At 62.2% G+C, this 25,522-nt stretch carries 20 protein-coding genes and 2 tRNA genes; 6 read left to right on the top strand and 16 right to left on the bottom strand.

From position 1 onward, the window contains the following. The first annotated feature begins 1 nt into the window (after window position 1). Window positions 2-538, top strand: coding sequence for a DUF1697 domain-containing protein (locus tag J7I86_RS10540; RefSeq protein ID WP_214819484.1), 537 nt, complete (start codon window positions 2-4; stop codon window positions 536-538). Window positions 539-577: 39 nt separating this feature from the next. On the opposite strand, the gene J7I86_RS10535 is transcribed toward J7I86_RS10540, so the two are convergent. The 10 genes from J7I86_RS10535 to J7I86_RS10490 form a co-directional block, all read right to left on the bottom strand. Then, window positions 578-2,197: a GTPase gene (locus J7I86_RS10535; RefSeq protein ID WP_214819482.1), complete on the bottom strand. Its 1,620-nt coding sequence runs from the start codon at window positions 2,195-2,197 to the stop codon at window positions 578-580. Next, window positions 2,194-3,975 carry a dynamin family protein gene (locus J7I86_RS10530; protein WP_214819480.1) on the bottom strand — a complete coding sequence of 594 codons (1,782 nt, stop codon included), beginning with the start codon at window positions 3,973-3,975 and terminating at the stop codon, window positions 2,194-2,196. The genes J7I86_RS10535 and J7I86_RS10530 overlap by 4 nt, the downstream gene beginning before the upstream one ends. A gap of 105 nt (window positions 3,976-4,080) precedes the next feature. Continuing rightward, window positions 4,081-4,156: transfer RNA gene (locus tag J7I86_RS10525), tRNA-Glu, on the bottom strand. Between the two features lie 126 nt (window positions 4,157-4,282). Further along, window positions 4,283-4,354 (bottom strand) — tRNA-Gln (locus J7I86_RS10520). 137 nt (window positions 4,355-4,491) lie between these two features. Continuing rightward, a complete protein-coding gene (locus J7I86_RS10515; protein ID WP_214819477.1) occupies window positions 4,492-5,220 on the bottom strand; it encodes an HAD family hydrolase in 729 nt (242 codons plus the stop codon). 14 nt (window positions 5,221-5,234) lie between these two features. Next, the gene (gene gltX, locus J7I86_RS10510) at window positions 5,235-6,755 is read right to left on the bottom strand and encodes a glutamate--tRNA ligase (protein ID WP_214819475.1); all 1,521 of its coding nucleotides are present in this window, start codon (window positions 6,753-6,755) and stop codon (window positions 5,235-5,237) included. Between the two features lie 124 nt (window positions 6,756-6,879). After that, a complete protein-coding gene (locus tag J7I86_RS10505; protein ID WP_214819473.1) occupies window positions 6,880-7,656 on the bottom strand; it encodes a fumarylacetoacetate hydrolase family protein in 777 nt (258 codons plus the stop codon). Window positions 7,657-7,679: 23 nt separating this feature from the next. After that, window positions 7,680-8,480 carry an MBL fold metallo-hydrolase gene (locus J7I86_RS10500; RefSeq protein WP_214819671.1) on the bottom strand — a complete coding sequence of 267 codons (801 nt, stop codon included), beginning with the start codon at window positions 8,478-8,480 and terminating at the stop codon, window positions 7,680-7,682. A gap of 339 nt (window positions 8,481-8,819) precedes the next feature. Then, the gene (locus J7I86_RS10495; RefSeq protein WP_214819471.1) at window positions 8,820-9,932 is read right to left on the bottom strand and encodes a branched-chain amino acid aminotransferase; all 1,113 of its coding nucleotides are present in this window, start codon (window positions 9,930-9,932) and stop codon (window positions 8,820-8,822) included. 116 nt (window positions 9,933-10,048) lie between these two features. Then, window positions 10,049-11,101 carry a 3-isopropylmalate dehydrogenase gene (locus J7I86_RS10490; protein WP_214819469.1) on the bottom strand — a complete coding sequence of 351 codons (1,053 nt, stop codon included), beginning with the start codon at window positions 11,099-11,101 and terminating at the stop codon, window positions 10,049-10,051. Between J7I86_RS10490 and J7I86_RS22760 the strand changes: the two genes are divergently transcribed. The 5 genes from J7I86_RS22760 (at window position 11,100) to J7I86_RS10470 (ending at window position 16,553) form a co-directional block, all read left to right on the top strand. Continuing rightward, window positions 11,100-11,225, top strand: a complete 126-nt coding sequence (locus J7I86_RS22760; RefSeq protein WP_286179519.1) for a hypothetical protein — start codon at window positions 11,100-11,102, stop codon at window positions 11,223-11,225. The two genes, J7I86_RS10490 and J7I86_RS22760, sit on opposite strands and share 2 nt — an antisense overlap. Window positions 11,226-11,291: 66 nt before the next feature. Further along, the gene (locus tag J7I86_RS10485) at window positions 11,292-12,419 is read left to right on the top strand and encodes a histidine kinase (protein WP_214819669.1); all 1,128 of its coding nucleotides are present in this window, start codon (window positions 11,292-11,294) and stop codon (window positions 12,417-12,419) included. A 2-nt stretch (window positions 12,420-12,421) separates the two neighbouring features. After that, the gene (locus J7I86_RS10480; RefSeq protein ID WP_214819467.1) at window positions 12,422-13,135 is read left to right on the top strand and encodes a response regulator transcription factor; all 714 of its coding nucleotides are present in this window, start codon (window positions 12,422-12,424) and stop codon (window positions 13,133-13,135) included. A gap of 154 nt (window positions 13,136-13,289) precedes the next feature. After that, the gene (locus J7I86_RS10475; RefSeq protein ID WP_214819464.1) at window positions 13,290-14,084 is read left to right on the top strand and encodes an ABC transporter ATP-binding protein; all 795 of its coding nucleotides are present in this window, start codon (window positions 13,290-13,292) and stop codon (window positions 14,082-14,084) included. Window positions 14,085-14,087: 3 nt separating this feature from the next. Further along, complete coding sequence (locus J7I86_RS10470) at window positions 14,088-16,553, top strand: ABC transporter permease (RefSeq protein ID WP_214819462.1); 2,466 nt, start codon at window positions 14,088-14,090, stop codon at window positions 16,551-16,553. Between the two features lie 106 nt (window positions 16,554-16,659). Here J7I86_RS10470 and metG read toward each other — a convergent pair whose 3' ends face one another. From metG to ilvN, 6 genes are all read right to left on the bottom strand, one after another. Then, window positions 16,660-18,219 (bottom strand): methionine--tRNA ligase, encoded by a 1,560-nt coding sequence (gene metG, locus J7I86_RS10465; protein ID WP_214819461.1) that lies wholly within the window; start codon window positions 18,217-18,219, stop codon window positions 16,660-16,662. Between the two features lie 34 nt (window positions 18,220-18,253). Then, the gene (locus tag J7I86_RS10460; protein ID WP_214819459.1) at window positions 18,254-19,009 is read right to left on the bottom strand and encodes an ABC transporter ATP-binding protein; all 756 of its coding nucleotides are present in this window, start codon (window positions 19,007-19,009) and stop codon (window positions 18,254-18,256) included. Continuing rightward, entirely contained in the window at window positions 19,006-21,816 is a 2,811-nt protein-coding gene (locus tag J7I86_RS10455; protein ID WP_214819457.1) for an FtsX-like permease family protein, read from the bottom strand. Before J7I86_RS10455 ends, J7I86_RS10460 begins: the two co-directional genes overlap by 4 nt. A gap of 209 nt (window positions 21,817-22,025) precedes the next feature. After that, a complete protein-coding gene (gene serA, locus J7I86_RS10450) occupies window positions 22,026-23,621 on the bottom strand; it encodes a phosphoglycerate dehydrogenase (RefSeq protein WP_214819455.1) in 1,596 nt (531 codons plus the stop codon). 284 nt (window positions 23,622-23,905) lie between these two features. Continuing rightward, window positions 23,906-24,931, bottom strand: a complete 1,026-nt coding sequence (gene ilvC, locus J7I86_RS10445) for a ketol-acid reductoisomerase (protein WP_309476700.1) — start codon at window positions 24,929-24,931, stop codon at window positions 23,906-23,908. A gap of 76 nt (window positions 24,932-25,007) precedes the next feature. Beyond that, window positions 25,008-25,520, bottom strand: a complete 513-nt coding sequence (ilvN, locus tag J7I86_RS10440; protein WP_011775174.1) for an acetolactate synthase small subunit — start codon at window positions 25,518-25,520, stop codon at window positions 25,008-25,010. Between the last annotated feature and the right edge of the window lie 2 nt (window positions 25,521-25,522).

Here is a 25,522-nt window from a genome sequence, read left to right as displayed (position 1 = left end):
CGTGAACAACTACGCAGTCTTCCTCCGCGGCATCAATGTGGGGGGCATCAATATCAAGATGGCCGATCTCACCTCAGCCCTCAAGAACTACCCGTTCACCAAGGTCAAGACCTTGCTTGCCAGCGGGAACGTGGTGCTGCAAAGCGAACTCAGCCCCAAGGACCTCAAGGCGCAGTTCGAGGAGTGCCTGCGGGAAAGCTTTGGTTACGACGCCTGGGTGGTTGTCCTCACCGCCGCAAGGGTTGGCGAGTTGGTCGACGCATGCCCGTACCCCGCGGACGACAAATCTATGCACAGCTACATCACCCTTGCCTCTGATCCAGCCATGCTTGATGAACTGTTCCAGGCCGGCGAAGCGCTTGGTGGAGTGGATCAAGTGCGGCTCGGCCCGGAGGCCTCCGCTTGGCTGGCCCCTGCCGGTGGGACGCTGGACAGCCCCTTCAGCAAACTCTCGGCCAAGGCACGCTACAAAGCCAGCACTACTACCAGGAACCTGCGTACCCTCATCAAAGTCAGGGACGCCGCTGCAGCCCTTTGAGCTGTGAACTCCAAACCAGGGCCTTAGGCCGGCGAGCCTTTAACCTGATCGTGCTGCCTTCAGTGCCGCATTGAAAGCCCTCAAACGGGTGACTTCCACCTCAACAGGCTCCACGATCCTCTGCTCTGCAACCGCCGCCACAGCGGCCCTCAACCGCTTCCCTGCCCTCGACGCCGTGACCCGTGCTGCCCAACCACCAAGAATCCTTCCAATGACGGCCAGGGCGACACCCAACACCACTCCCCCGGCAACCATTAAGGTAGGCCACGGCCACCCCTCAGTTCGAGGCACCTCCGGCACTGGCATTTGAAAGTAGCCCAGCGCTGCCAAAACACCCAACCAACCCAAGCCCCCTGCTGCGAGCAGGAGCGAAATCCATTGGAGGGTATTGAAAAGCATCCACCACAGGGGACGCTTACCCGCTGACAGGTCAGTGCCTGCTATGGCTTGATCCAGCGCGTCAGGCAACTCCTCCCGCCCGTCCCTTGCCGCACTGCGGATGGCAGCACGCCAAGGACCAGGAGCTCCCGTTGACGCCTCGTCGGCAAAATCCCTGACGGCCGCATCCGTCCGCGCCCTCTCGGGCGCGCCGGCCGGTGGCAGGGACGTCCTGTTCAGCTCAGGCCTGGTGTCATCCCTGCCCAGGTTCAATCGCCGCAACGGGTCCGGCCGGAAACGCAAAAGCCACCGTGTAACCGGCCACCCTGTCCTCTTGGCCGACTCCCGCTTAAAAGATCGCTGAACGGCGTCCACCACCACCGGTACGTTCGCCGCCGTCGACAATTCAGATGCTAGGCGGGCCTTCGTTCCGCCCTTGACTCCCCGGGCTTCGCCCTCGCCGGAGGCAATGGCAAGTTCCCCGGCCGCCTTTGCAACGTCCGCCGCGAGGCGTTCTGTTGTTGCCTCCCGCTGAACCACGACCTTCCTGATGGCCCCGCGGAGGGTTTGGACGCCGTCGCCCGTTAACGCTGAGGAGCTCAGAACCCGAACCTTCCCCAAGCCGTCCCGGGCAAGAAGGCCTTCCAAAGATTGCATCACGGCGGTTGCGTCGGCTGGGCTGAGTTTGTCCACCTGGTTCAGGACAACCAGCGTCACCGCTCCGTGAGAGGCCATGGGGCGAAGGAAATCATGATGTACAGCAGCGTCGGCATATTTTTGCGGGTCCAAAACCCATACCAGGACATCAACCATGCCCACCATCCGCTGTACGATCTCCCGGTTTTCCACCCTGGTGGAATCGAAGTCCGGCAGATCCAGCAGGACCAGACCGGTGTGCTCATCCGCGAGCCCGGGAACCGGCGGCAGCGTATGCCGCTCTTTGACGTCCAACCAGTCAAGCAACGGCCCGCTGCCTTGCTCGCCCCAAATGCCTGCCAAGGGTGCAGACGTTGTGGGACGCCGCGCAGTGGCAGTTGCGAGCCCGCTGTCTGAAACGGCATTGAACAGGGAGGATTTCCCGCTGCCTGTCGCCCCGAAGAATCCCACCACAGTGTGATCTGCCGACAATGACCGCCGTGAGGTAGCGCGCTCCAGGACTTCGTAAACGGATTGCAGTTCCGGATCCGGGAGCACGCCTTCAGCCAGCTCCCGCGCAGTGTTCAGGGACTCAAGCCTGCGCTGCAGCAGGGAGGACTCGCGTACCTGTCCGTGGCGGCTCATGCTGCCCCTGCCAGGCCGCGCAGTGCTTGGGCAAAGCGGGCGAGGTCATCTCCTGAACCCGTGTGGGCGGCCTCAAGCCGGCCGAGGAACCGTTCCCTCTCATCATCCAGGAGCCGTTGGCAATGAGTATGCAGATCATCCCTGGCCTGCTGGGCCAGACGACGCACTGCGTCCTCGCCGAACACAGCTTCCAGCAACTTCTGGCCAACAACGGCCGTTCCACCCGCAATGCCGATCTCCAAGCCACTCAAGCCGGCAGTCATGGAGAACACCACCACCATGAGCGCAGCACCGAGCCCGTTGACACCGAAGGACAGCCACCGGGCCTGGGTCCGCTTGCCCTGCCCCTGGGTGCGGATCATCTCCATCAGCCCCTCCTGCCAGGAGCGAATGGCTGCTGCGGCCTTCACATCAAAGCCATCGCCGGTTCCCGAAAGGTCCTCCGAACCAAGGAGTTCCCGGCCGGCAGCATCGACACGCCAACGCCTGTCCACGTTTTCGGCCGCGTTCGCGGCTTCGTCCAGAATCACCGCCTGCAACCCTGTCTCAATGGCGGTTTCAACCTTCACAGCGGGAGCCGGCTCGCCGCGGAAGAAAGCCCCTACACGATCCCGCATCCGCCCGATATTCTGCTCGAGCACCCTGAAGAACTCACCTGTCCCCACAAAGTCCTGCCACCGCGCCAACACTTCGCCACGAAGCAATGCGCCGTCCTTGGTGGCCTCCAAAATTCGCGAGAGCGCCTGCTCATACTCCGCGACACACGCCATCCGAAGATCGTTGGCGACGGCATCCTGCGCAGCAGCCGCACCCGCGATTCCCTCCAAACGGACGCTCACAGCCTTGACAGCGCCATTGAGTGTTCGTCGGGCCACCTCCGCCCGCCCCGCTGCGTCAGCTGCCAAAGCGCCCAGCCACCGGCGCAAGGGGATCACGGATTCCTCCGGAAGCATCCTCAGCCCGTCCAGGGCACTTTCCGGAACAACGAAGAGTTTCGCCTCAGCCAGCCCTTGGCGGTCCAGCATTGCCTGAAGGTCAGTCCTGACTTCCTCTTCTGCAGCAGCGGGAACGCGGTCCAGGACCACGGCTACGGTGATATCCCGCGATGCTGCATCAAGGAGCAAACGCCAAGGCACGGCGTCGGCATAGCGGTTTGCCGTGGTGACGAACACCCAAAGATCAGCGGCGGCAAGCAGTTGTCCGGCAAGCCTGCGGTTGTCATCGGAGATCGAATCGACGTCGGGAGCATCCAGGAGCGCTATTCCTTGGGGCACCGATTCGTGTCCCACCAGAACCAAAGATGTGATGGCCTGCGCGTCGGGAGTGGCACCTGCTTGATGCGCCGGCAAAGGACTTGTTGAGACCGTGCCGCGGAGCCGGTCCAGCCCGGGAAGAATCCGCCGGCCTTCAAACCACTCCGCGTCCAGAGGATGGTGGAGAAGGATGGGCTGGCGCGTGGTGGGCCTGATAGCTCCGGCACGGGTCACGGGATAGCCGATCAGCGCGTTGACCAGCGTGGACTTCCCTGCGCCTGTGGAACCGCCCACAACCGCCAGCAGCGGAGCATCCAAGCTCCGGTAGCGGGGAATCACGTAGTCATCCAACTGCGCCAAGGACTCACGAATCCACTGACGGGCCTCACGGACTTCCGGCACGGCAAGCGGAAGTGTTGTGGCCGCAAGCTCTGCACGGGCAGCTTCCAAGGTCTCGACGGCGGCTGCCGCGCCTTGGGCAGCTTGGGTAGCCCGGCGTGCTCTCTGATCATCATTAGCGGTCACAGCATCATCATGCCAGCCCGATCCCCATCACAGTGGCGACGCAAGCACAGAGGACAAAACCGGGCAAAAAGAAATCCCCCGGAACCGTAGTTCCGGGGGATTTGCTGGTGACCCCAGCGGGATTCGAACCCGCGTTACCGCCGTGAGAGGGCAGCGTACTAGGCCGCTATACGATGGGGCCTCGCACTTTTTTCACCGTTTCCGGCGATCAAGCTGAACGAGTATTTCACACTTTCAGCTTCGCTCCAAATCGACTCAACGACTTGAAACATCTGAACTTCCAGCGAATTTACGCGGAATTTCAGAGCTGGGATACCAGGACTCGAACCTAGAATGACGGTACCAGAAACCGTAGTGTTGCCAATTACACCATATCCCAAAGTGACTTTCGGACCGAAGATCTGCGCCGTGGTTTCCCTCAGCTTTTCCCTCCGTGCCCCTCAGCACGAGTAATGACTCTACCGGAGTCTTGTCACCGGCACAAATCGGAAAGCCGTTACCTGCATCACACGATTCTTACGCCGCAGAAGGAGCCGTCACCAGCAGTCGCGACAGGGAGTCCACCTGGCGTCCGGTGAACCCTTCCACCACTTCCCCGGTCCTGTTCAGCCACACGCCGATCAAGCCTGCAGCCGTGGCACCGTCAGCATCAAGCAGCCTGTTGTCGCCAACGTATAGTGTCTCCCCCGGCCCGGTGCCCAGCAGGCGCACGCCTTCGAGGTATATTGCCGGGTCCGGCTTTGGCACCCCTACCGTGTCTGTTCCTACGAGGATTTTGATCCTTGACAGGCCTGCACCATCAAGCTTGGCCCGCTGGTAATCATGAACATTGTTGCTAACGGCACCGTAGGGGATGCGAGCAGCATCGAGAGCGTCGAGAACGCCCTCAACATCCTCAAATGCCCGCACGTATGCAGTCTGGCGCTGGTGATACTCGGCCACCCACGCTTGGGCCGCCTCGCCGTCCTGCAGCTCCACGCCGAAGTGCCCCAAAGCCGCCCTGCCCCGTAGGAGTCGTTGCTCATTGAAGGTCAACTCCCCGGCAAGATAGCGGTCATAGAAGTGAGTGGTTTCGTGGGTGAAGATGCGCCCGAACTTCACCCACCCGGCCTGATCCAGGCCGGGCAGGAGATGCTCGCTGACATCGCGGAGTGCCGTTGTCATGGCGTACTCAAGGTCCACCAAGGTGTCGTCAATGTCGAAAAGAACACCACGGACGGTGCCGAAGGAACTTGAGATAGCCATGACCGATCCTGCTGCTAGCCGCGGAAGGCGCGGACACGGGCGAGCGAGGAATCCTTGCCCAGGATCACCATCGACTCGAACAGCGGCGGAGAAATGCGACGTCCTGAAATGGCGGTGCGCACAGGCCCGAACGCTGCCCGCGGCTTAATGCCCAGGTCCTCAACCAGAGCTTGCTTAAGGGCGGTCTGGATGTTCTCCGCCGTCCACTCCCCGATCGGTTCCAGTGCCGCCAAGGCAGCATCGAGTACTTCCTCCAGGTTCTGTGGAAGACCCTTGCGGGCATCGTCGGCAACATCTATGGCGTCATCGGCCTTGAAGAGGAAGGCCAGCATCTCGGGAGCCTCGCCCAGGAGGGTGATGCGTTCCTGAACCAGAGGGGCCGCCTCGGCGAGGATCTCTTCCTGGCGCGGCGTCAGGATTTCCCCTACGAAACCTGCAGCACGGAGATAGGGAACCAAGCGTTCCTTGAAGTCCTCCGGCGCAAGCATCCGCACGTGGGTTCCATTGATGGCTTCGGCCTTCTTGATATCAAAGCGTGCAGGGTTGCCCAGGACGTCATGGATATCGAAGTTGGCCACCAGCTGCTCCACGGTGAAGATGTCCTCGTCCGCACTCAAGGACCAGCCAAGCAGCGAGAGGTAGTTGAGCAGGCCCTCGGGGATGAAGCCACGTTCGCGATGCAGGAACAGGCTGGACTCGGGGTCCCGCTTGGAAAGCTTCTTGTTGCCCTGGCCCATGACGTATGGCAAGTGGCCGAACTCCGGCATGTACTCGGCCACACCAATGGCGTAGAGGGCGCGGTACAGTGCGATCTGACGCGGAGTGGAGCTCAGGAGGTCCTCACCACGAAGGACGTGGGTGATCCCCATGAGGGCGTCGTCCACGGGGTTCACCAGGGTGTAGAGCGGAGCACCGTTGGCGCGGACAACAGCAAAGTCGGGAACTGAACCGGCCTTGAAGGTGATCTCACCACGGACGAGATCGTTGAAAGTCAGGTCCTCGTCCGGCATGCGAAGGCGCAGGACGGCTTCGCGGCCTTCCGCCTTGAACTGTGCCAGTTGCTCATCCGTCAGGTGCCGGTCGAATCCGTCATAGCCCAGCTTGGGGTCTCTGCCGGCTGCCTTGTGGCGCGCTTCGATCTCATCAGGGGTGGAGTAGGACTCGTAGACGTGTCCCCCGGCTTTGAGTTTGGCGATGACGTCCTGGTAGATGTCGCCGCGCTGGGACTGCCGGTACGGCTCATGCGGTCCACCAACTTCCACGCCCTCATCCCAGTTGATGCCGAGCCATTTCAGGGCGTCCAGCAACTGGTGGTAGCTCTCTTCGCTGTCGCGGGCCGAGTCCGTGTCTTCGATGCGAAAGACCAGCTTGCCGCCGGTGTGGCGTGCATAGGCCCAGTTGAACAGGGCGGTGCGGATCAGGCCAACGTGCGGTGTTCCCGTGGGTGACGGGCAGAAACGGACGCGGACCGGAGTCTCGGCGTTGACGGCAGGGATGGCGCTGGAGGCAGCGTTCGACGCAGAAGCAGTAGTCATAGTGGTTCCAACTTTACCGCTTGGCACCGCTTCGGTTTCCCGGCATGTCGCGCCCGACGGCGGCACTCACCTTTCAGGTGTGAGGCAAGTGCCCGCCGTCGAGGTTCAACGATTGACGGGTAGCCTAGCGGCGAACCACCGGGTTGGAGAGCCGGCCAATGCCTTCGATCTCCACTTCGAAACGGTCGCCCTCGGTGACCAGACCTACACCGGCGGGGGTGCCGGTCATGATGACATCGCCGGGAAGCAGGGTGAATGCGTGCGAAACGATCGAAACAAGCTCGCGTACGCCACGGATCATTTGGTTGGTACTGCCATCCTGGCGGAGTTCGCCGTTGAGGCGGCCCTGGATGGCCAGGTCCTCGTGGTCAAGTTCGGTTTCAATCCACGGACCCAGTGGCGCGGAGGTGTCGAACCCCTTGGCTCGCGCCCACTGAAGGTCAGTCTTCTGAACATCACGGGCGGTGAGGTCGTTGCCGCAGGTGTAGCCAAAGATGACATCGTCCGCACGGTCCTCGGGAACGTCCTTGCAGATCCGGCCGATCACAACGCACAGCTCGGCTTCGAAGGAAACCTCCTCCGAGAACTCAGGAAGGATGATGGGATCGTTCGGGCCAATCACCGAAGTGTTGGGCTTGAGGAACAGCAGTGGTTGCTGGGGAACCTCGTTGCCGAGTTCGGCAGCGTGCTCGGCGAAGTTCCTGCCGACTCCGATGACCTTGCTTCGGGGAATGATCGGAGCGAGGAGCCGCACGTCCTCGAGCTTGTGCTTCACGTGGGTACGTTCAACACCATTAAAGAAGGGGTCGCCGTTGATGACAGTGATTTCCTCACTGCCGGGCTCGCCTTCAACAACGCCGTAAAGGGGATCAGAATCAACTACAAACCGGGCGATACGCATGAGCTCAAGCCTACAGTCCGGCTCTAGCTTCGGAGGTAATCCAATTGGGCTGCGACGGAAGTCTCCGCCGCCCACCTGACGGAAGGGTCGACGTCGGGATAAACGGCATCTGTGACGGCGGGTATCGAGGCATCCTGTCCCAGGGATATCAGCGCCGCCCTGATCTGTTCGAGGCGCTGTTCGCGGTGTTCGCGGTACTCGCGGCATTTTGCGTCCAACGCAGGGAGCACGGGACCGTGGGCCGGTAGGAGCGTTGCTGGACCGAGGGCTTCCAGCCGATCCAGGCTTGTCAGGTAGTGGCCCAAGCGGCCATCGGGGTAATCCAGCACAGTGGTTCCACGGCCCAGGATGGTGTCGCCGGTCAGGACGGATCCGGTGGGACCGTCATGAGGGAGATGGAAGCAAACGGAGTCGGACGTGTGGCCCGGGGTCGCCACCACCCGGATCTCCACGCCACCCACCGTCAGGACTTCGCGGTCCATCAAAGGCTCACCACCGTGACAATGCTCCGGCAGCGCAGCGCGGACCGGCGCCCCGGTGATTTGGTGGAAACGCGCTGATGCCTCCGTATGGTCAGCATGCCTGTGCGTAATGAGGACTACGTCCACGACGCCCGCCGATGCGAGTGCCGCCAGGTGCCGTTCATCAGCCGGTCCCGGGTCCACCACCGCCACATGACCGGAGCCCGGCGCGCCGATGATGTACGAGTTAGTGCCGTCCAAACTCATAGGCCCCGGGTTCGGGGCCAACCGGAAGCGGGTGAGTTCACTGCCGCGCTGCAGGAAAGAGGAGTCACTTGTGGGTGAGTTACCGGAAGTCGCCATTGATTCTGAAGTCACTGTCCCATCTTGGCACTGAATCCATGCTCGCTCACATCCCTGGCATTTCCCGCCAACCGTCTCTCACATCCCAAGCCCTTCCCACCAACCGTCTCTCACATCCCAAGCCCTTCCCACCAGGCTCGACGCCGTACCTCACCAAGGTGCCGTCGTCGCGATCAAACGCTCCCGCCGGAAGGTGCAAGAGCGTCCGCCCCAAACCCAAGGGATGTGCAAGAGCGTCCGCCCCAAACCCGAGGGATGTGAAAGAGGGCCGGGGAAAGCAGAACAGCGGCCCTTTCACTTGTCACCAAGTGGAAGGGCCGCTGTCGTGTTTTGCGGGGTTTAGACCAGACGGGTCAGCCAGCCGTGGGTGTCCTGGACCGTTCCGGTCTGAATGCCCAAGAGCTGCTGGCGGATGGCCATGGTGGTTTCCCCGGCTTTCGCGTCCTCGGAGCCGATGAATTCCGTGGCGTCCTTGAGCACGCCGATCGGCGTGATCACAGCCGCCGTACCGCAAGCAAAGACTTCGGCGATCTCACCGGAAGCAACGCCGTCGCGCCACTCATCGAGCGTGATCTTGCGCTCGGTGACTTCACGGCCCATGTCTTTGGCCACCTGAATGACGGACATGCGCGTGACACCCTCAAGAATGGTGCCGCTGAGGGCGGGAGTGACCAGCGAGCCGTCCTTCATAACGAAGAACACGTTCATGCCGCCGAGTTCTTCCACGGCGTCGTCGTTGAAGTGGTCCAGGAACAATACCTGCTTGCAACCATTCGCTTCGGCTTCCTGCTGCGCGATCAAGGAAGCTGCGTAGTTCCCGCCGCACTTGGCAGCGCCGGTTCCGCCGCGACCCGCACGAGCGTATTCGCGGGAGATCCAGATGGAAACAGGCTTGAGCTCGCCACCGAAGTAGTTGCCGGCGGGGGAAGCGATGACGCGGAAGGACACTTCGCGGGCAGCGCGAACACCAAGGAACGCCTCCGTGGCGATCATGAACGGGCGCAGGTAAAGGGCTTCGCCGTCGCCGAAAGGAACCCATTCCCGGTCAGCCTGGACGAGTTCGCGGACGGCACCGATGAAGTACTCCTCCGGTAACTCAGGAAGGGCAAGGCGGCGGGCCGACTTGTTCAGGCGCGCTGCGTTGGCCTCGGGCCGAAAGGTCCAGACGGAACCGTCGGCGTGGCGGTATGCCTTCAGGCCCTCGAAAATCTCCTGGCCGTAGTGCAGGACAGCCGCCGAGGGGTCCAGGGAGATGGGTCCATAAGGCTCGATCCGCGCATTCTGCCAACCGCCATTGCCATCGGCGTCAACCTTGTAGTCGACGACGGCGGTGTGGTCGGTGAAGTAGTCGCCGAATCCCGGGTTCGCCAGGACGGCTGCACGCTCCTCAGCGGACTTCGGGGTTTCCGAAAGCTGCTGGCTGAATTCGACGCCATGGGCAGTCTGAGTCATGTTTCCTCCACAGTCAGCTACCTGGCAGGGCGAACCGGCCCAAAAGGGTGTGGTTCAGCGACGGACCAGGGAAGCAGGTAAATAATTCAACACAAGCTTACGCCTGAGAATTGGGCCTATAGTGCGGCCGCGATGGCATCGCCAATGGCAGCAGTGCTGCGTGGCTCGCCGGTGCGGTTTTCGACGTCGGCGACTACTGCCGCTTCGATCTTGCGGGCCGCCGTGGTGTAGCCAAGGTGGTCCAGGAGCAGCACTGCGGAGAGGATGGCCGCAGTGGGATCGGCTTTCTGCTGGCCGGCGATATCCGGAGCTGAGCCGTGGACGGGTTCAAACATGGACGGTGCCGTACGGTCCATGTTGATGTTGCCCGATGCCGCCAGGCCGATGCCGCCGGTAATGGCAGCGGCGAGGTCGGTGAGGATGTCGCCGAACAGGTTGTCGGTGACGATGACATCAAAGCGGGAAGGATCGGTCACCATGAAGATGGTGGCCGCGTCAATGTGCAGGTAGTCATGGGTGACTTCGGGGAATTCCTTGGCCACAGCCTCCACCGTGCGCTTCCACAAGTGTCCGGCGAAAACCAGCACATTGTGCTTATGGACGAGGGTGACGTGCTTGCGCGGACGCTCGCTGGCGCGGCGGAAGGCATCCCGGACAACGCGCTCCACACCGTGGGCGGTGTTGAGGGAGACTTCTGTGGCTACTTCATGGGGCGTGCCGCCGCGCAGGGTGCCACCGTTGCCCACATAGGGGCCTTCGGTACCTTCGCGAACCACGATGAAATCGATGGTGCCGGGGTTAGCCAAAGGGCTGCCGACGGTTCCGTACAAGCGGGACGGGCGCAGGTTCACATAGTGGTCCAGGCTGAAGCGGAGCTTGAGCAGCATCTCCCGTTCAATGATGCCCGACGGGATACGGGTATCGCCGGGAGCGGCGCCCACCGCACCAAAGAGAATTGCATCACGGGTGCGCAGATCTGCCAGGACCTCTTCCGGAAGGGTCTCGCCGGTCTCAAGCCAATGCTGGGCACCGAGCTTGTAGTTTGTCAGCTCGAGGGCAACGCCTTCAGCGACGACAGCCTTTTCCAGGACCTTGACGGCTTCGGCGATGACCTCGGGGCCAATGCCGTCGCCAGGGATGACAGCGAGATTGATGGACGTTGCACTCATGGTTCTATCTAGCCAAGCAATCCACATGCTGGTCAAAATCGTCTCACTCCTCGAACAAATCCTGTGCGCGTGGGCGGAAGTCTCAGACCACGGCATGATGTCCGTGCCCGAACCCAACGCATAGAGTCATAGCGTGGATAGAAGGCACGCAGCTTACGAATGGTTCCGGATCAACCGCTTCAAAGTGGACATGACGGCAACGTGCCTGCTGATTCTCCTCTTCGGTCCCGTATATCTGGTCGCAGACAGGCCTTGGCTTTTCCTCCTGTCCTGCAGCCTTCTGTTCCCCCTGGCTTGGCGCCGCACCCGCCCGGCGGTGGCAGCCGGCGTCGTCATCCTGGTGTGCCTCATCCAATGGGCTGTGGGCGCGGAACCCGTGGCGGGCCAGATCGCGGTGCCGCTGGTCATCTACGCTACGGCTGCTTACGGGCCCGCGTGGGCTAGCCGCACGGTCCTGCTGGCCGGACTCCTGGGTGGGGTAATGCTCACCACCAGGCTCTTTTCCACCACGGCTGAATCGGGCATTCTGGGCTTGACCATAGGCGCGCTCTACACCGTGCTGATCTGGATGCTGGTGTTGGTGAGTTGGACGCTTGGTGACCTCACGCGCGTCCGCCGGCTACAGCTTCAAGCACTCGAGGACCGTACGCGGAGGCTCGAAGTGGAGCAGATGCAGGAACGGAAACTGGCTGCCGCCGACGAACGCTCCCACATTGCCCGCGAGATGCACGACATCGTGGCCCATTCACTGTCAGTCATCATTACCCAGGCCGACGGGGCACGATACGCCGCCGCAGCGAAACCCGAACTTGCCACCGAAGCGCTAGCCACCATCGCAGCCACGGGCCGGGATTCCTTGGGCGAGATGCGACGACTGCTGGGGGTCCTCCGCTCCGACGACGATTCCCCTACGCGTCCACAACCCCGGCTTTCGGACCTGGACGAACTCCTCCTCGGCTTCCGCGCTGCCACGCTTCAGGTGGCCTTCGAACAGACCGGTGTACCCCGCAGGGCCCTTCCCGCCGGCGCTGAACTCACGGCGTATCGCATCATCCAGGAAGCCCTGACCAACGTGATGAAGCACGCCGGCCCCAAGGCGACGGCGGGCGTAACCCTCACGTGGCAGGCCCGCGGACTGCAACTGGACATCATCGACGACGGCCGGGGCGCCGCTGCAGATCCACCCACGGCCGGCGGAGGTAACGGACTGCCTGGAATGGGCGAGCGGGTCTCCCTCTACGATGGTTCCTTGACCGCAGGCCCCGTACAGGGCGGCGGTTTCCGTGTGTCCGCTTTCATTCCTTATTCGGAGGCCTAGCCATGACTGAACACCCTGCGCCCATTCGGGTTGCACTCGTTGATGACCAGCAATTAGTGAGGTCCGGTTTTGGCATGCTCATCAATTCCCAGCCGGACCTTGAGGTGGTGGCCGAGGCAGGGAACGGGATCGAGGCCGTCCAAGCCCTGAACGCCACTGCCGCCGACGTGGTCCTGATGGACGTCCGCATGCCGGGGATGGACGGCATTGAAGCAACCCGCCGAATTCTGGAACAAGCTGCGGCCCAACCCTCCGGCTCCCAACGGGCTGAGATCAAGATCGTAGTCCTGACCACGTTCGATCTGGACGAATACGCTTTGGCCGCCATCCAAGCCGGCGCCAGCGGGTTCCTGCTCAAGGACGCACCGCCGGAGGAACTGCTCGAGGCCATCCGGACCGTCTACCGCGGGGACGCCGTGATTGCTCCTTCCACCACCCGGCGCCTCCTTGACCACGTGGCACCGCTCCTGAGGACCCAAACGCCGGAGCAAACTGAACATGCTGCCGCCGTGGAACGCCTGACCACCCGGGAACGCGAGGTGTTCCAATTGATCGCACAGGGTCAGTCCAATCCGGAGATTGCGGCAGGACTGTTCCTTTCCGAGGCCACGGTAAAAACCCATGTGGGCCATATCCTGGCGAAGCTTGGCGCACGGGACCGCGTTCAGGTTGTGGTTATCGCCTACGAGACCGGCGTCGTGGCCCCGGGTACTTAGACAGCCCTGCATTTTGGCCGCTCCGGGCAATAAGGCGGCACAACGGCTTTCTACCGGGAGTCAGCCAGACTCAGACCACGGTATGAGCAAGGCCGCGGAATAATGGGCCCGCGGCCCGATCCTGCAGGGCAGGGCTGAAACATAGCGTGGAACCATGACAACTTTCACGTCTCTCCCCCACCCGTCAGGATCCGGCCGTCCCGCAGGTTCGGACGGCGCCACTGCGCGTCCGGCCGTCGAGGCTCATGAGCTAACCAAAAGCTACGGGCGTGCCGACACCAGCGTCACCGCCCTGAACGAGGTCTCCGTGAGCTTCGACGCCGGAAAATTTACTGCCATCATGGGACCCTCCGGTTCCGGCAAGTCAACACTGATGCATTGCCTTGCCGGGTTGGATACGGCGGATTCCGGAAAGATCGTGCTGGGCGGCACAGAGCTGACAGGGCTCAATGACCGCCAGCTCACCGCACTCCGCCGCGAGCGGATCGGCTTCGTTTTCCAGGCGTTCAATCTGGTGCCCACTTTGACTGCCGAGCAAAACATCACGCTTCCACTCGCCTTGGCCGGAACCACTGCCGACGCCGGATGGCTGGATACCGTTGTCAGCACCCTAGGGCTCAAAGACCGTTTGAAGCATCGACCGCACGAACTCTCCGGCGGCCAGCAGCAGCGCGTGGCCGTTGCCCGCGCACTGCTGACGCGTCCCGACGTCGTGTTTGGTGACGAACCAACCGGCAACCTGGACTCCAGGGCCGGCGGAGAAGTCTTGGCGTTGCTGCGCCGGAGCAGCCAGGAGATGGGGCAAACCATCATCATGGTCACGCACGATCCCGTGGCAGCGAGCTACGCGGACCGCGTGGTGTTGATGAGCGACGGAGGCTTGGTGGGCGAGATCCACCAACCCACGGCAGACTCTGTGCTGACCGCCCTCGGCAAGCTGGGGGCCTGAGGCATGTTGCGGGTTGCCCTTTCCCAGCTGACCACCCATTCCCGGCGGTTCGTCGCTATTGGCCTTGCGGTCATGTTGTCCGTCATGTTCCTCTCGGCCACCCTCATGGTGGGCGCTAGCACCAATGCCTCCCTGGGCGCGAGTATTGGCGAGGCCTACCGCAACGCGGACGTTGTTGCTACGTCCAAGAACGGGGAGCCCTTCACCCAGGCAGCGGTAGATGCGGCTGCTTCTTCGCCCTCCGTGCAGGACAGCTATGCCGAACGGTCCACCTACGTAACATTTGAGGCCGGCGGGGGTGAGCAGTACGGGCGGCTGCGCAATGCGGCGCCGGCCTCCCTTGATGGCGCAGTGCTTTCCTCCGGGTCCCTGCCATCAAAAGCCTTGGATGCCGCGATTGATGTCAAGACGGCCGAGCATCTGGGTCTCACTGTCGGCAGTACCCTGGAACTGCGGGGTGCGGGACCAGTGAAGACCGCAAAGGTGACCATTTCGGGCCTGATAAAGGCCACCAACGATCCCTTCTCCTCATCGGCTGCCCAGCTGGTGGGTTCCGAGTCAGTACTCAACGCCGTCCAGGACGCGGGCGCCGGATACTCGGGGCTGCAGTTCGCACTCAAGCCCGGAGAAGACGTCAATGCCGCCAAGGACTTCATCGCGCACCGCATGGAAGCAACGGGCACCGTTGAGCCCGTGCTGGAAACGGCGCAGGAGAAGGTCACTTCAACAGTTGCCATGCTCAGTGCCGGGCAGGACCAGCTGACCGTTGTACTGCTCGCCTTCGCAGGCGTGGCCATCCTGGTTTCCACTCTGGTGGTGGCTAATACGTTCTCCGTCCTGGTGGCTCAACGGACCAGAGAGTTGGCTTTGCTCCGCTGCCTTGGTGCTGGCCGGGCACAGATCCGCGGGTCCGTCATGCTGGAGGCACTCGTTGTTGGTTTCATTTCCTCGGTTTTGGGCGTCCTTGCTGCCACCGGCCTGATGACCGGCTTGATTGCATGGGCCAAGTCCCAACCTGAGCAAGCCTTCGCCACGTTGGCGGTACCGCCGTCGGCCATTTTTACCGGACTGGCGGCTGGAACGTTGCTGACCGTTGTGGCTGCGCTGGTACCCGCGAAGGCGGCCACATCCGTGGCTCCGCTAGCCGCCCTTCGCCCGGCCGACGACGCCTCCGTAGGCAACCGACGAGGCAAGGTACGCCTGGTCATCGGCCTGATGGCCCTGCTGGGCGGAGCCGCCTTGCTGGTCTACGGCAGCATGACTGTCTCCTTGCTGGTGGCACTGCTCGGCGGTGCTGCCTCATTCGTGGGCATCCTGCTCTGCTCCAGCCTCTTCATCCCCTCAGTGGTGGCCATGGCAGGCCGCCTGGCAGCACCTGCCGGTGTGCCCGGCAAACTCGCAGCAGTCAACGCGACGCGAAACCCTGCCCGAACCTCCGCCACTGCTGCTGCGCTGCTGATCGGCGTCACCTTGGTCTCCCTCATGATGACCGGGGCGGCCACTTCCAGGCACGCGTTCAACGACACCTTGGCGGAAAACTATCCGGTGGATCTGTCGGCCCAGACCGCAGTGGACGCCAGTGATCCTGCCCAGGCCATATCGCGGATCAAAGCGATCGACGGCGTCAGCGCTGCCGTTTTGCTGCAGCCGCTGGGAACACTGAATGATGAGGCGACGCCCGACGGCGGCAGGACCATCTACGGTCTCTCCGCCGCCGAGGCCGCTTCCGTGGTGCGGGATAGCAAACTGAAGCCTTCCCCGGGAACCGTCTACTTACCCGAGGACTCCCCGGAAGGCCCGGCAAGCATTACGACGGCGGGGGGTACCGTTTCCCTCGACGCCAAGGTCCTGCGTACCCGCCACGTTCCTGCCTTCGTGGATACCTCGAGCATCGCCTCCACTGCGCTACCGGAAACGCCCGGCATGGTGTGGGTGAAACTGGACGATTCCGTCTCCGGAGATCGTGTGCAGGCAATCCAGAAGGAGATCGCCGCAGCACTGGGTGTGCATGAGCGCACTGTCAGCGGGGCCGCTATTGAACGGGTGACCTTCAACAGCATCATCGACGTCCTGTTGTCGGTGGTTACGGGGCTCCTCGGTGTCGCAGTGGTGATCGCCTTGATCGGCGTGGCCAACACCTTGTCCCTTTCGGTCTTGGAACGGACACGCGAGAACTCGCTGCTCCGTGCCTTGGGACTGACCAGGGGCCAACTTCGCGGAATGCTGGCCATCGAGGCCGTCCTCGTCGCCGGGGTGGCCGCCATTCTCGGGGCAGGGCTGGGCATCGTTTACGGCTGGCTCGGTGCTCAAGCAACCCTGGGAGGAGTAGCCACTGTTGTCCCGGCGGTGCCATGGCTCCAACTGGCGGCTGTCTTTGGGGTAGCTGTGGCGGCCGGACTCCTGGCTTCCGTGGTTCCTGCCCGTCGGGCGGCACGGTTGTCACCGGTGGAAGGTCTCGCAACGGCTTAGTCCACCAACGCCCGCAACGGGAAAGGCTCTCTCACCCCCCGGTCAAACCAGGGGAAGTGAGAGAGCCTTTTCCGTTTTCGGCTATTAGGTGAAAGAGCGTTTGGGCCTACGCCTCAGCGGGTTCTTCGTAACGCGGGAAAACCGGAGCAGGCGCCGGCAATTGGGTGCCGGCAACAATCGGTGTTGCCACCGCGGCGAACTGGCGCGGCTCACCTTCCGGTTGCCCAAGAACCTCAAGGAGCTTTGCAGACGAACCCGGCATCACCGGCTGGGAGAGGATTGCCACAATGCGGACAACCTCCAAGGTGACATACAAGACGGTGTTCATGCGTTCAAGATCAGTCTTGCGAAGCACCCAAGGAGCCTGCTCAGCGAAATACGCATTGCTGTCGCCCAGAACGGTCCAGATCGCTTCAAGAGCCCGGCTGAATTCCTGTTTGTCAAAGGCGGCGCGGGCAGTGTCCAGCAGTTCCCCGGCCTGCGCCAGCAAGGCGTTGTCCTCGGCTGTGAAGGTACCTGGAACCGGAACCTTGCCTTCACAGTTCTTCGCCACCATGGACAGCGAACGCTGGGCGAGGTTGCCGAAGTTGTTTGCCAGGTCCGCGTTCATGCGGCCCACGATTGCTTCGTGGTTGTAGTTGCCATCGGCACCGAAGGGAACTTCCCGGAGGAAGAAGTAGCGGCACTGGTCCAGGCCGTACTGAGCCACGAAATCCTGCGGTGCCACAACGTTGCCCAAGGACTTGGACATCTTCACTCCGTTATTGGTGAGGAAGCCGTGGATCATGACGCGTTTGGGCAGTTCAAGGCCGGCGCTCATGAGGAAGGCAGGCCAGTAGATGGCGTGGAAGCGGGAGATGTCCTTGCCGATCACGTGAACGTCAGCGGGCCAGAACTTCTTGAAGGATTCCGATTCAATGTCCGGGTAACCCACACCAGTCAGGTAATTGGTCAGGGCGTCAACCCAGACGTACATGACGTGCTTCTCATCGCCCGGAACAGGAACGCCCCAGTCAAACGTGGTGCGGCTGATGGACAGATCTTCCAGACCACGCCGTACAAAGCTGATGACCTCATTGAAGCGGGACTGCGGCGCACCGAACTCAGGCAGTTCCTCATAGAGCGCGAGGAGTTTTTCCTGGTAGTTGGAGAGTCGGAAGAAGTAGCTTTCCTCGGCGGTCCAGGTAACCAGGGTGTCGGTCTCCTTGGAGTAGCGGAGCCCGTCCTCCTTCACCACGGTGTCGTCCTCGACGTAATATGCTTCGTCGCGGACGGAGTACCAGCCCTCGTACTTGGACAGGTAAATGTCGCCGTTGGCTTCCATCTTCTTCCAGATGGCCTGGGAGGCGGCGTAGTGGTCCTCATCGGTGGTGCGGATGAAGCGATCGTGGGAGATCCCCAGGTCCTGGCTCATCTGCTTGAAGGCTGCCGAGTTGCGGTCGGCGAGCTGCTTGGCAGTGATGCCTTCCTTCTCGGCCGACTGCTGCATCTTGAGTCCGTGCTCGTCCGTTCCGGTCATGAAGAACACATCATGGCCGTCAAGGCGCTTGAAGCGTGCCATGGCATCAGTCGCAATGACCTCGTAAGCGTGGCCGATGTGCGGCACGCCATTGGGATAGCTGATTGCGGTGGTGATGTAGAACGGGGATTTCTCTGGAGACGTCACTCTAAGAAGTTACCTTTTTTTGGGATGGAATAGCTTAGTTAAGTTCGGTCAGCGTATCGCTGAGCCGTACCAGCTCATGGTCGTGGGAGGCAACCAGAACGGCAATGCCATCGCTGGTGGTGTCCTTGAGAATGCCGATGATGCGGTTGGCCGCGGCACGGTCGAGGCTGGCGGTGGGCTCGTCCACCACCAGTACGCGGGTTCCCAGGATCAGGGCACGGGCAATAGCTACGCGCTGGCGTTCACCGCCGGAAAGCTGCGCCGGACGGTGACGCATGCGGCGGCCGAGGCCCACCAGATCCAGGAGGTCCTTGGCCATCTCGGTACGCTGTTCCACTTCGCCGTCGGGCACTGCCGGAAGCAGGACGTTCTCCAGCGCGCTCATGCCGTCAATCAGAGCGCCGCCCTGGTCCACGTAGCCGATCAATGCACGGCGGCGGTCCGCGATCTCGTCGTCGCCCATGGTGTCCAGCGCCTGGCCTTCCCAAAAGACCTTGCCCGACGTCGGGAGCGTGAGACCGGCGCTGACCGTCAGGATACTGGTCTTACCGGAGCCGCTTCGTCCGGCGATGCAGTGCATCTCACCCGAGTGGAGGGTGAGGTTGAAGTCGTCCACGACGTCGACTTCCTCGGCGCCGCCTTTATCGCCACCGTAGTGGATGGTGACCCGGCTCAGTTCCAACGGTGTTGCGTGATCCGTGGCCCTCACGATGGTGTTGGCGCGGGTCTGCAATGACTCTTCCGCGGATTCCGGGGTGGCCTTCAGCTCGGGGTTGAGGTTGTCAGTCATTTGACTACTTTCGTTGCAATCGGAATCCAGCAAATTACGGCCAGCAGACCGGCCAGCCCGGCCCAAAGAGCCGCGTAGGGAGCCAGGAGAAGTCCCAGCCCCAAGGCGCCAAGAACACCCAAGGGAAGTGCCACTGTGCCCACAAGTGCGTTTTCAAAGAAGCGGACCTGGCCCAGCATGTCCGGGTTCCAACCCATGGCACGCAAAGTACCGAGGTACTCGCGTTTGGCATGGAGCTCGAACCGGCCGGTGACCAAAGTCAGGAGCAGGCCAACAACCACACCAAAGACAGCCAGGATCACACTCGGCAAGGCGATGCTTGCCGCGGCAAGACCACTCAGGGCACTGGCGCCGGCAGCTCGGGGAATGTCTATCAGGAGTGCAATCAGGGCACCCACCGCAGCGCCGAAAACGCCCACTGCCACAGCAAGGGAGATCGAGTTGAAACGGTTGGTGGTCAGCTGCCTGTTGGCAAAGGTCAGGGGCGAGTCCACAGTCACCAGGCGCTCATCGTGCTGCGGTTCCTGATCAATGACCACGCGGTGTCGCAACTGTTGGGCGGCCAGCAATGCAGCACCGCTGTAGATGACAAGCATGGTCACCGAGACAATGACGGTGGCAATGTTCCAGCTAAGCAAACTGAGCACAAGTCCAACGGCAGCGAGGGCTGCGGCACCCACGGCGAACTCTTCCAGGACCCAGGATCGGATGCGTTTCTGCGTCCAGCCCATGGCGCGGAGGATTCCGGCTTCGCTCCTGCGCTGGCGGATGTAGCTCACCGTGGAAGCACCCGTCAGGAGTGTGGCTCCAAGAAGCGTCAGGAACAGCAGGGTGATGTTGGTTCCGGTAAGGGAGCCGGAAACGGCATCGGCCGCGTCCTGGCGCACCCACGACTGGTTGACGGTGCCCAGCGGTGATTCCTTGCCGGCGTCGTCCTTGCTGTAGCCGGGGACAAAAATGTTTGCGTCTTCACGGGCGGAACCAGCCACGACAGTGGCCTCAAGGCCAAGTTCGCGGATCTGGGTGGCAAGTTTCTCCACCTCGGGCTGTGCAGTCTTCCAGTTGCCGGTTGCTGAGGCCTTGACCCGGATGGCGTCAATGACGTCAGCGTTGGTGTCGTAACCACGCGCTGCTGCCAGGCCGTAGTAGTCGGTGATGGCGCCGGCGGACTGGCTGACCAGACCCGTGGCGCTTAGGGACGGCTTCAATTCCGTGCCCTCCACCTCTTTGCCCTCAGCGTCCTTGCTCAGGGTCATGGGAGTGGGGTCATAGCCGCCCAAGGGAAGCTTGTTCACGTCCCCGGCAGCAGACTTCACCGCGGCCGGGTCAAATGTTCCGTACACCATGGGCAGCGGCGTAGCCGGCTTCTTGCCTGTTTCCAGGTCTTCCCGGTAGGAACGCTCGTCCACCGGCTTACGCTGCGTCTGGTCCACGGCCGCCCCGAAGGAGGACTTCTCCGGCAAACGGTTGACCGTTACCCAGTCCCCCGGCGTTGCACTCTTTTCCGTTGCCCCGTTGGCGGCTTCATCGCCATCCCTATACTTCGGAGCTGCGGCGAAGGCGGTGCTCCAGGTGGCCGGGTTGTACAAGCCCTGGCTGAAGGAAGCCGTGCTGCCCAGCAATTGGCTGTGGTCAGTGGATCCCGGCCATTCGAGGGCGAACGGGGACTTGGACACGAACGGAAGGTAGTCCTTGTCCAAGGACCGCGTTACGGTGCCAACCTCCTTGACCACCTTGCCGCTTGCGTCAAGTTCCTCGATCTTCACCGAGTACTGCAGGTCAAGGGAAGTGCCGGAACGGACAATCAGCGGGATGGCTTGGGAGTCCTCAGTAAGCAGGCCGTCGCGCTTGGCCTGCTGGTACTGCGTCATCAGCGGCGCCCAGTACTTGAGCTTGACGCCCAGGAAGTCCGGGCCTTCTTCCAACTGGTCCATGCTGAGGCCAGTGGTGAAGAGACTTTCAAAGTGGCGCCCGATTGCGCCGGCGTCACGCGCGTCTGCCGGAGGAGCTTTTTCCAGCGGTGCCAGGAAGTCTCCTGCGGAGCCCAGCAGCGCGCGCTCAGCGGCGGGGTCGACGGCGACGACGGACTCCGTCACCTCAGGTGCCAGGGGAAGCGCCACGGAGAGATTAAACAGATTGTGCTCCGAACCCAGTGCGGGGGCCGGGAACTTGACCCCAGTCTCACCCTCAGGGCCGGCGATCCGGACGTTGGTGCCGCCCGCAGTCTGTTCCTGGATCAGGCGGCCCTTGCCCAAGGTACCTTCAGCACTGGTCTTGAAAAGGGTCTGTTGGTTCACGCCGTCAGAGCTCGTGGCAGAGGCGGTCAGACGGTACTTCTTAGGGGAATCGGACAGCACTGATTCCGCTGCAGGCCACTTGCTGGAATCCATGGCGGAGGGGTCCCCCGCGGTTACTGCGCCGGCGAGCCCTGCGTTGTAGCCCAGGTAGTCCATGGCATTAAGGCGCGGGGCCTCAAGGTTCTGCGATACACGCGAGACCAGGCTGATGGGCGCGGCCACGGCCGTTTGGCCCATGGTCCGGATCTTCTCCAGCTGTTCAAAGCTGATACCGCCCTGGCCGTTGGCGATTTCCGGCTGGATCAATGCACCGCCGTCGCCATCTTGTGACTGATCAGGCTTTGCCTGGACCAATATGTCGTAGAGTCCCCGCGAGTTCTCGTCCACTGTCCTGTTCAGAGCCGCCTGCGACTGGCTCTGGACGAGGACGGACAAGCACATGGCGACGATCAAAATGGCCGCGGTCAGCAGCAGCACACGGCTTCTGATGAACCTTTGGACGGCGTTCATTGGGCTCCCTGAGACCTTGATTGCGGGCGCGCACACATGCTCCGTGATTCCTCAAAAGACACAGAGGAATACCGGGCTGTATGTGCAAAAAGTTGTGGCCGGCCTGCTGCCGGGTCCGAATCCCGGACCCAGCCATTGTAAGCAGACCGGCCACTCCTGCGTGCCAAGGTGTGTCGCCGGCACGCGAACCTAACTGATAAGGATCAGTGCTAGTCCTCCAGGTCCACTTCACGGACCATCTCTGCGCCAATGCCGGCCTTGATGGCTTCCAGCACCTGCTGCGGAACGGAACTGTCGATGGTCAGGAGCGCGAGAACCTGGCCGCCTTCGGTCTGGCGTGCCACCTGCATCCCGCCGATGTTGATGTTGTTCATGCCCAGGATGTGTCCGATGGTGCCGATCACGCCCGGACGGTCGGCGTATGCCACAACAACCAGGTGTTCGCTGATGGGAATTTCGACGTCGTACCCGTTGACTCCTACAAGCTTCTCAACCTGCTTGGGGCCTGTCAGGGTTCCGGCAACGGAGATCTGGGAGCCATCGCTAAGCGCACCACGGATGGTCAGGACGTTGCGGTAGTCCTCAGCGTCCGGGGTGGTGATGAGGCGGGTGTTGATGCCGCGCTGTTCGGCAATCACCGGAGCATTCACGTAAGAGACCTGCTCCGTGACCACATCGGCGAAAACGCCCTTCAGTGCGGCAAGTTCGAGCACCTTGACGTCCAGTGCGGCAATTTCACCGGCTACCTCGACGTCGATCTGCGTCAGGGAAGCGTGGGTCAGCGCAGTGAAGATCCGCCCCAGCTTCTCGATCAACGGGATACCAGGGCGCACGTCCGGAGCGATGACCCCGCCGGCAACGTTCACGGCGTCCGGTACGAGCTCGCCGGCGAGGGCTAGACGCACGGACTTGGCAACTGATACGCCTGCCTTCTCCTGTGCCTCATCGGTGGACGCACCCAGGTGCGGGGTCACAATGACGTTGTCGAGTTCGAAGAACGGCAGGTCGGTGCTGGGCTCCTTGACGAAGACGTCAACACCGGCGCCGGCAATCTGTCCCTCCTTCAACGCAGTGTAGAGCGCCTCTTCGTCCACGAGGCCGCCACGTGCCACGTTGATGACGTAGGCGGATTCCTTCATCTTGCGGAAAGCGTCAGCGCCCAGCATGCCTACCGTCTCCGGTGTCTTGGGCATGTGGATGGTAATGAAGTCCGAATTCTGCAGCAGCTCATCCAAGGTGACCAGCTTGACGCCCAACTGGGCTGCGCGTGCGGCCGTGATGTAGGGGTCGTAGGCGAGGATCTCGGTTTCGAAGCCCTGGAGGCGTGCAGCAACCAAAGCGCCGATGCGGCCCAGGCCGATGATGCCGATCTTCTTTTCGAAGAGTTCGATTCCTGTGTACTTTGAGCGCTTCCACTCGCCGTTTTTCAACGCAGAGCTGGCCTGCGGAATGTGGCGGGCGAGGCTGAGGATGTGCCCCACGGTGAGCTCTGCGGCAGAGACGATGTTGGACGTCGGGGCGTTGACCACCATGACGCCGGCCTGCGTTGCAGACTTGATGTCCACGTTGTCCAGGCCCACGCCTGCACGGGCGATGACCTTGAGGTTCTTCGCCGCAGCGATTGCTTCGGCATCCACTTGGGTAGCCGAGCGGACCAGGATGGCATCGACGTCGGCAATGGCGGACAGCAGCTGGGAACGGTCGGCGCCGTCGGTCTGTCGGATTTCAAAGTCCGGGCCCAGTGCCTCGACTGTGGCGGGCGAAAGTTCCTCGGCGAGGAGGACGACGGGTTTGCTGGCTGACACGGGTGGCACCTTACTTTGGACAACTTTGGACAGAACTGGACAAGGAGCGGATGCGTGGCCCGGGGCTCGGCGCCGGGACCAGCCCAGAATATCGAATCCGGGCGGGGATTCCGGTGCCGGGGAGGGATGTTACGGCCGGACCGGCAGCGGTTGTGAAGAAGTTCACAGCCCTGACGGCTGCGCAACTCGGTGGAGAAACGGTGGATCATACGCGACGACGCCCGCCCGGCTTTGTTCGCCGGACGGGCGTCGTAGTGCGCAGCCGCTAGGCCGGCACCGAAGGATCAGCGGGCTGCAGAACCTTCAACGTAGTCAGCGTCCTGCTGCTGCCAGGAGAACAGGGAGCGCAGTTCGCGGCCGACCTCTTCGATGGGGTGCTGCTCTGCCTTGGCACGAAGTTCCTTGAACTCGGTGCCACCGTTGTCCTGATCGTCGATGAAGCGCTTGGCGAAAGCCCCGCTCTGGATGTCCGCGAGGACAGCCTTCATGTTGTCCTTCACCTCGGGGGTGATGACGCGCGGGCCGGAGACGTAGTCGCCGTACTCTGCGGTGTCGGAGACGCTCCAGCGCTGCTTGGCGATGCCACCCTCCCACATCAGGTCAACAATGAGCTTGAGCTCGTGGAGAACCTCGAAGTAGGCGATCTGCGGCTGGTAGCCGGCTTCGGTCAGGGTTTCGAAGCCGTACTGGACCAGCTGGGAAACGCCGCCGCAAAGGACGGACTGCTCGCCGAAGAGGTCGGTTTCGGTCTCTTCGGTGAAGGTGGTCTTGATGACGCCTGCACGGGTTCCACCGATTGCCTTGGCATAGGACTTGGCCAGGTCCCAAGCGGAACCGGTTGCGTCCTGCTCTACAGCAATGATGTCCGGGATACCGCGGCCGGCTTCGAATTCGCGGCGCACGGTGTGCCCCGGAGCCTTCGGGGCGATCAGGATAACGTCAACGCCGGCCGGAGCTTCGATGTAGCCGAAGCGGATGTTGAAACCGTGTGCGAACGCAAGGGCCTTGCCCTCGGTCAGCTTGTCCTTGATGGAGTCGTTGTAGATCGAGCGCTGGTGCTGGTCCGGTGCCAGGATCATGATGACGTCGGCCCATTCGGCGGCGTCCGCAACGTTCTTGACAGTGAAGCCTGCGTCCTCTGCCTTGGCGGCCGACTTTGAGCCGTCCTTCAGCGCGATAACAACCTCGACCCCGGAATCGCGCAGGTTCAGTGCGTGGGCGTGGCCCTGCGAGCCGTAGCCAACGATTGCTACCTTGCGGCCCTGGATGATCGACAGGTCTGCGTCGTCGTCATAGAACATTTCAGTCACTTGCGTAACTCCTCTTGAGTGGTTTTCGTAGATATTGATAATGGTGCTGCGGTACTGGGCTCACCGAACCGGCGATTCACGCGGAGCGGAGCGCCCTGTCACTCATGGAGCGGGATCCCCGTCCAACGGCCAAGGTGCCGGACTGCACGATTTCACGGATGCCGAACGGCTCGAGCACTGACAAGAGCGCAGCGAGCTTCTCGGGGGTACCGGTTGCCTCAATCACCAACGAGTCTGTGGAGACGTCGACGACTGCGGCACGGAACAGGTCTGCAGCTTGGGTAACCTGCAGACGTGTCGCGGCATCCGCACGTACCTTGACCAGGATGTGGTCTCGTTGTACGGAAGATTCGGAAGTCAGCTCAACAATCTTGATCACATTGACCAACTTGTTGAGCTGCTTGGTGACCTGCTCGATGAGGTCGCCGTCGGCGTCGACGACAACCGTCATGCGGGACATGCCGGGAACCTCGGTGGGTCCCACAGCAAGGGAATTGATGTTGAACGCTCGCCTGGCGAAGAGGCTGGCCACGCGGGTCAGCACGCCGGGCTTGTCTTCGACCAGAACAGACAGTGTGTGACGGCTCATGC

It is taken from the genome of Arthrobacter sp. ISL-95, from assembly GCF_018613695.1.
In the GTDB taxonomy this organism is placed as follows: Bacteria; Actinomycetota; Actinomycetes; order Actinomycetales; family Micrococcaceae; genus Arthrobacter.
This window is presented reverse-complemented; position numbering and strand designations above follow the sequence as displayed.

Excerpts from the sequence above, each read along its gene's own strand:
- J7I86_RS10475 (WP_214819464.1), top strand. The coding sequence starts at position 13,290 with ATGACAACTTTCACGTCTCTCCCCCACCCGTCAGGATCCGGCCGTCCC.
- J7I86_RS10495 (WP_214819471.1), bottom strand. The coding sequence starts at position 9,932 with ATGACTCAGACTGCCCATGGCGTCGAATTCAGCCAGCAGCTTTCGGAA.
- J7I86_RS10480 (WP_214819467.1), top strand. The coding sequence starts at position 12,422 with ATGACTGAACACCCTGCGCCCATTCGGGTTGCACTCGTTGATGACCAG.
- J7I86_RS10485 (WP_214819669.1), top strand. The coding sequence starts at position 11,292 with ATGACGGCAACGTGCCTGCTGATTCTCCTCTTCGGTCCCGTATATCTG.
- J7I86_RS10490 (WP_214819469.1), bottom strand. The coding sequence starts at position 11,101 with ATGAGTGCAACGTCCATCAATCTCGCTGTCATCCCTGGCGACGGCATT.
- J7I86_RS10500 (WP_214819671.1), bottom strand. The coding sequence starts at position 8,480 with ATGGCGACTTCCGGTAACTCACCCACAAGTGACTCCTCTTTCCTGCAG.
- J7I86_RS10505 (WP_214819473.1), bottom strand. The coding sequence starts at position 7,656 with ATGCGTATCGCCCGGTTTGTAGTTGATTCTGATCCCCTTTACGGCGTT.
- J7I86_RS10455 (WP_214819457.1), bottom strand. The coding sequence starts at position 21,816 with ATGAACGCCGTCCAAAGGTTCATCAGAAGCCGTGTGCTGCTGCTGACC.
- J7I86_RS10470 (WP_214819462.1), top strand. The coding sequence starts at position 14,088 with ATGTTGCGGGTTGCCCTTTCCCAGCTGACCACCCATTCCCGGCGGTTC.
- J7I86_RS10515 (WP_214819477.1), bottom strand. The coding sequence starts at position 5,220 with ATGGCTATCTCAAGTTCCTTCGGCACCGTCCGTGGTGTTCTTTTCGAC.
- J7I86_RS22760 (WP_286179519.1), top strand. The coding sequence starts at position 11,100 with ATGGTTCTATCTAGCCAAGCAATCCACATGCTGGTCAAAATCGTCTCA.
- J7I86_RS10535 (WP_214819482.1), bottom strand. The coding sequence starts at position 2,197 with ATGAGCCGCCACGGACAGGTACGCGAGTCCTCCCTGCTGCAGCGCAGG.
- J7I86_RS10460 (WP_214819459.1), bottom strand. The coding sequence starts at position 19,009 with ATGACTGACAACCTCAACCCCGAGCTGAAGGCCACCCCGGAATCCGCG.
- ilvN (WP_011775174.1), bottom strand. The coding sequence starts at position 25,520 with ATGAGCCGTCACACACTGTCTGTTCTGGTCGAAGACAAGCCCGGCGTG.
- gltX (WP_214819475.1), bottom strand. The coding sequence starts at position 6,755 with ATGACTACTGCTTCTGCGTCGAACGCTGCCTCCAGCGCCATCCCTGCC.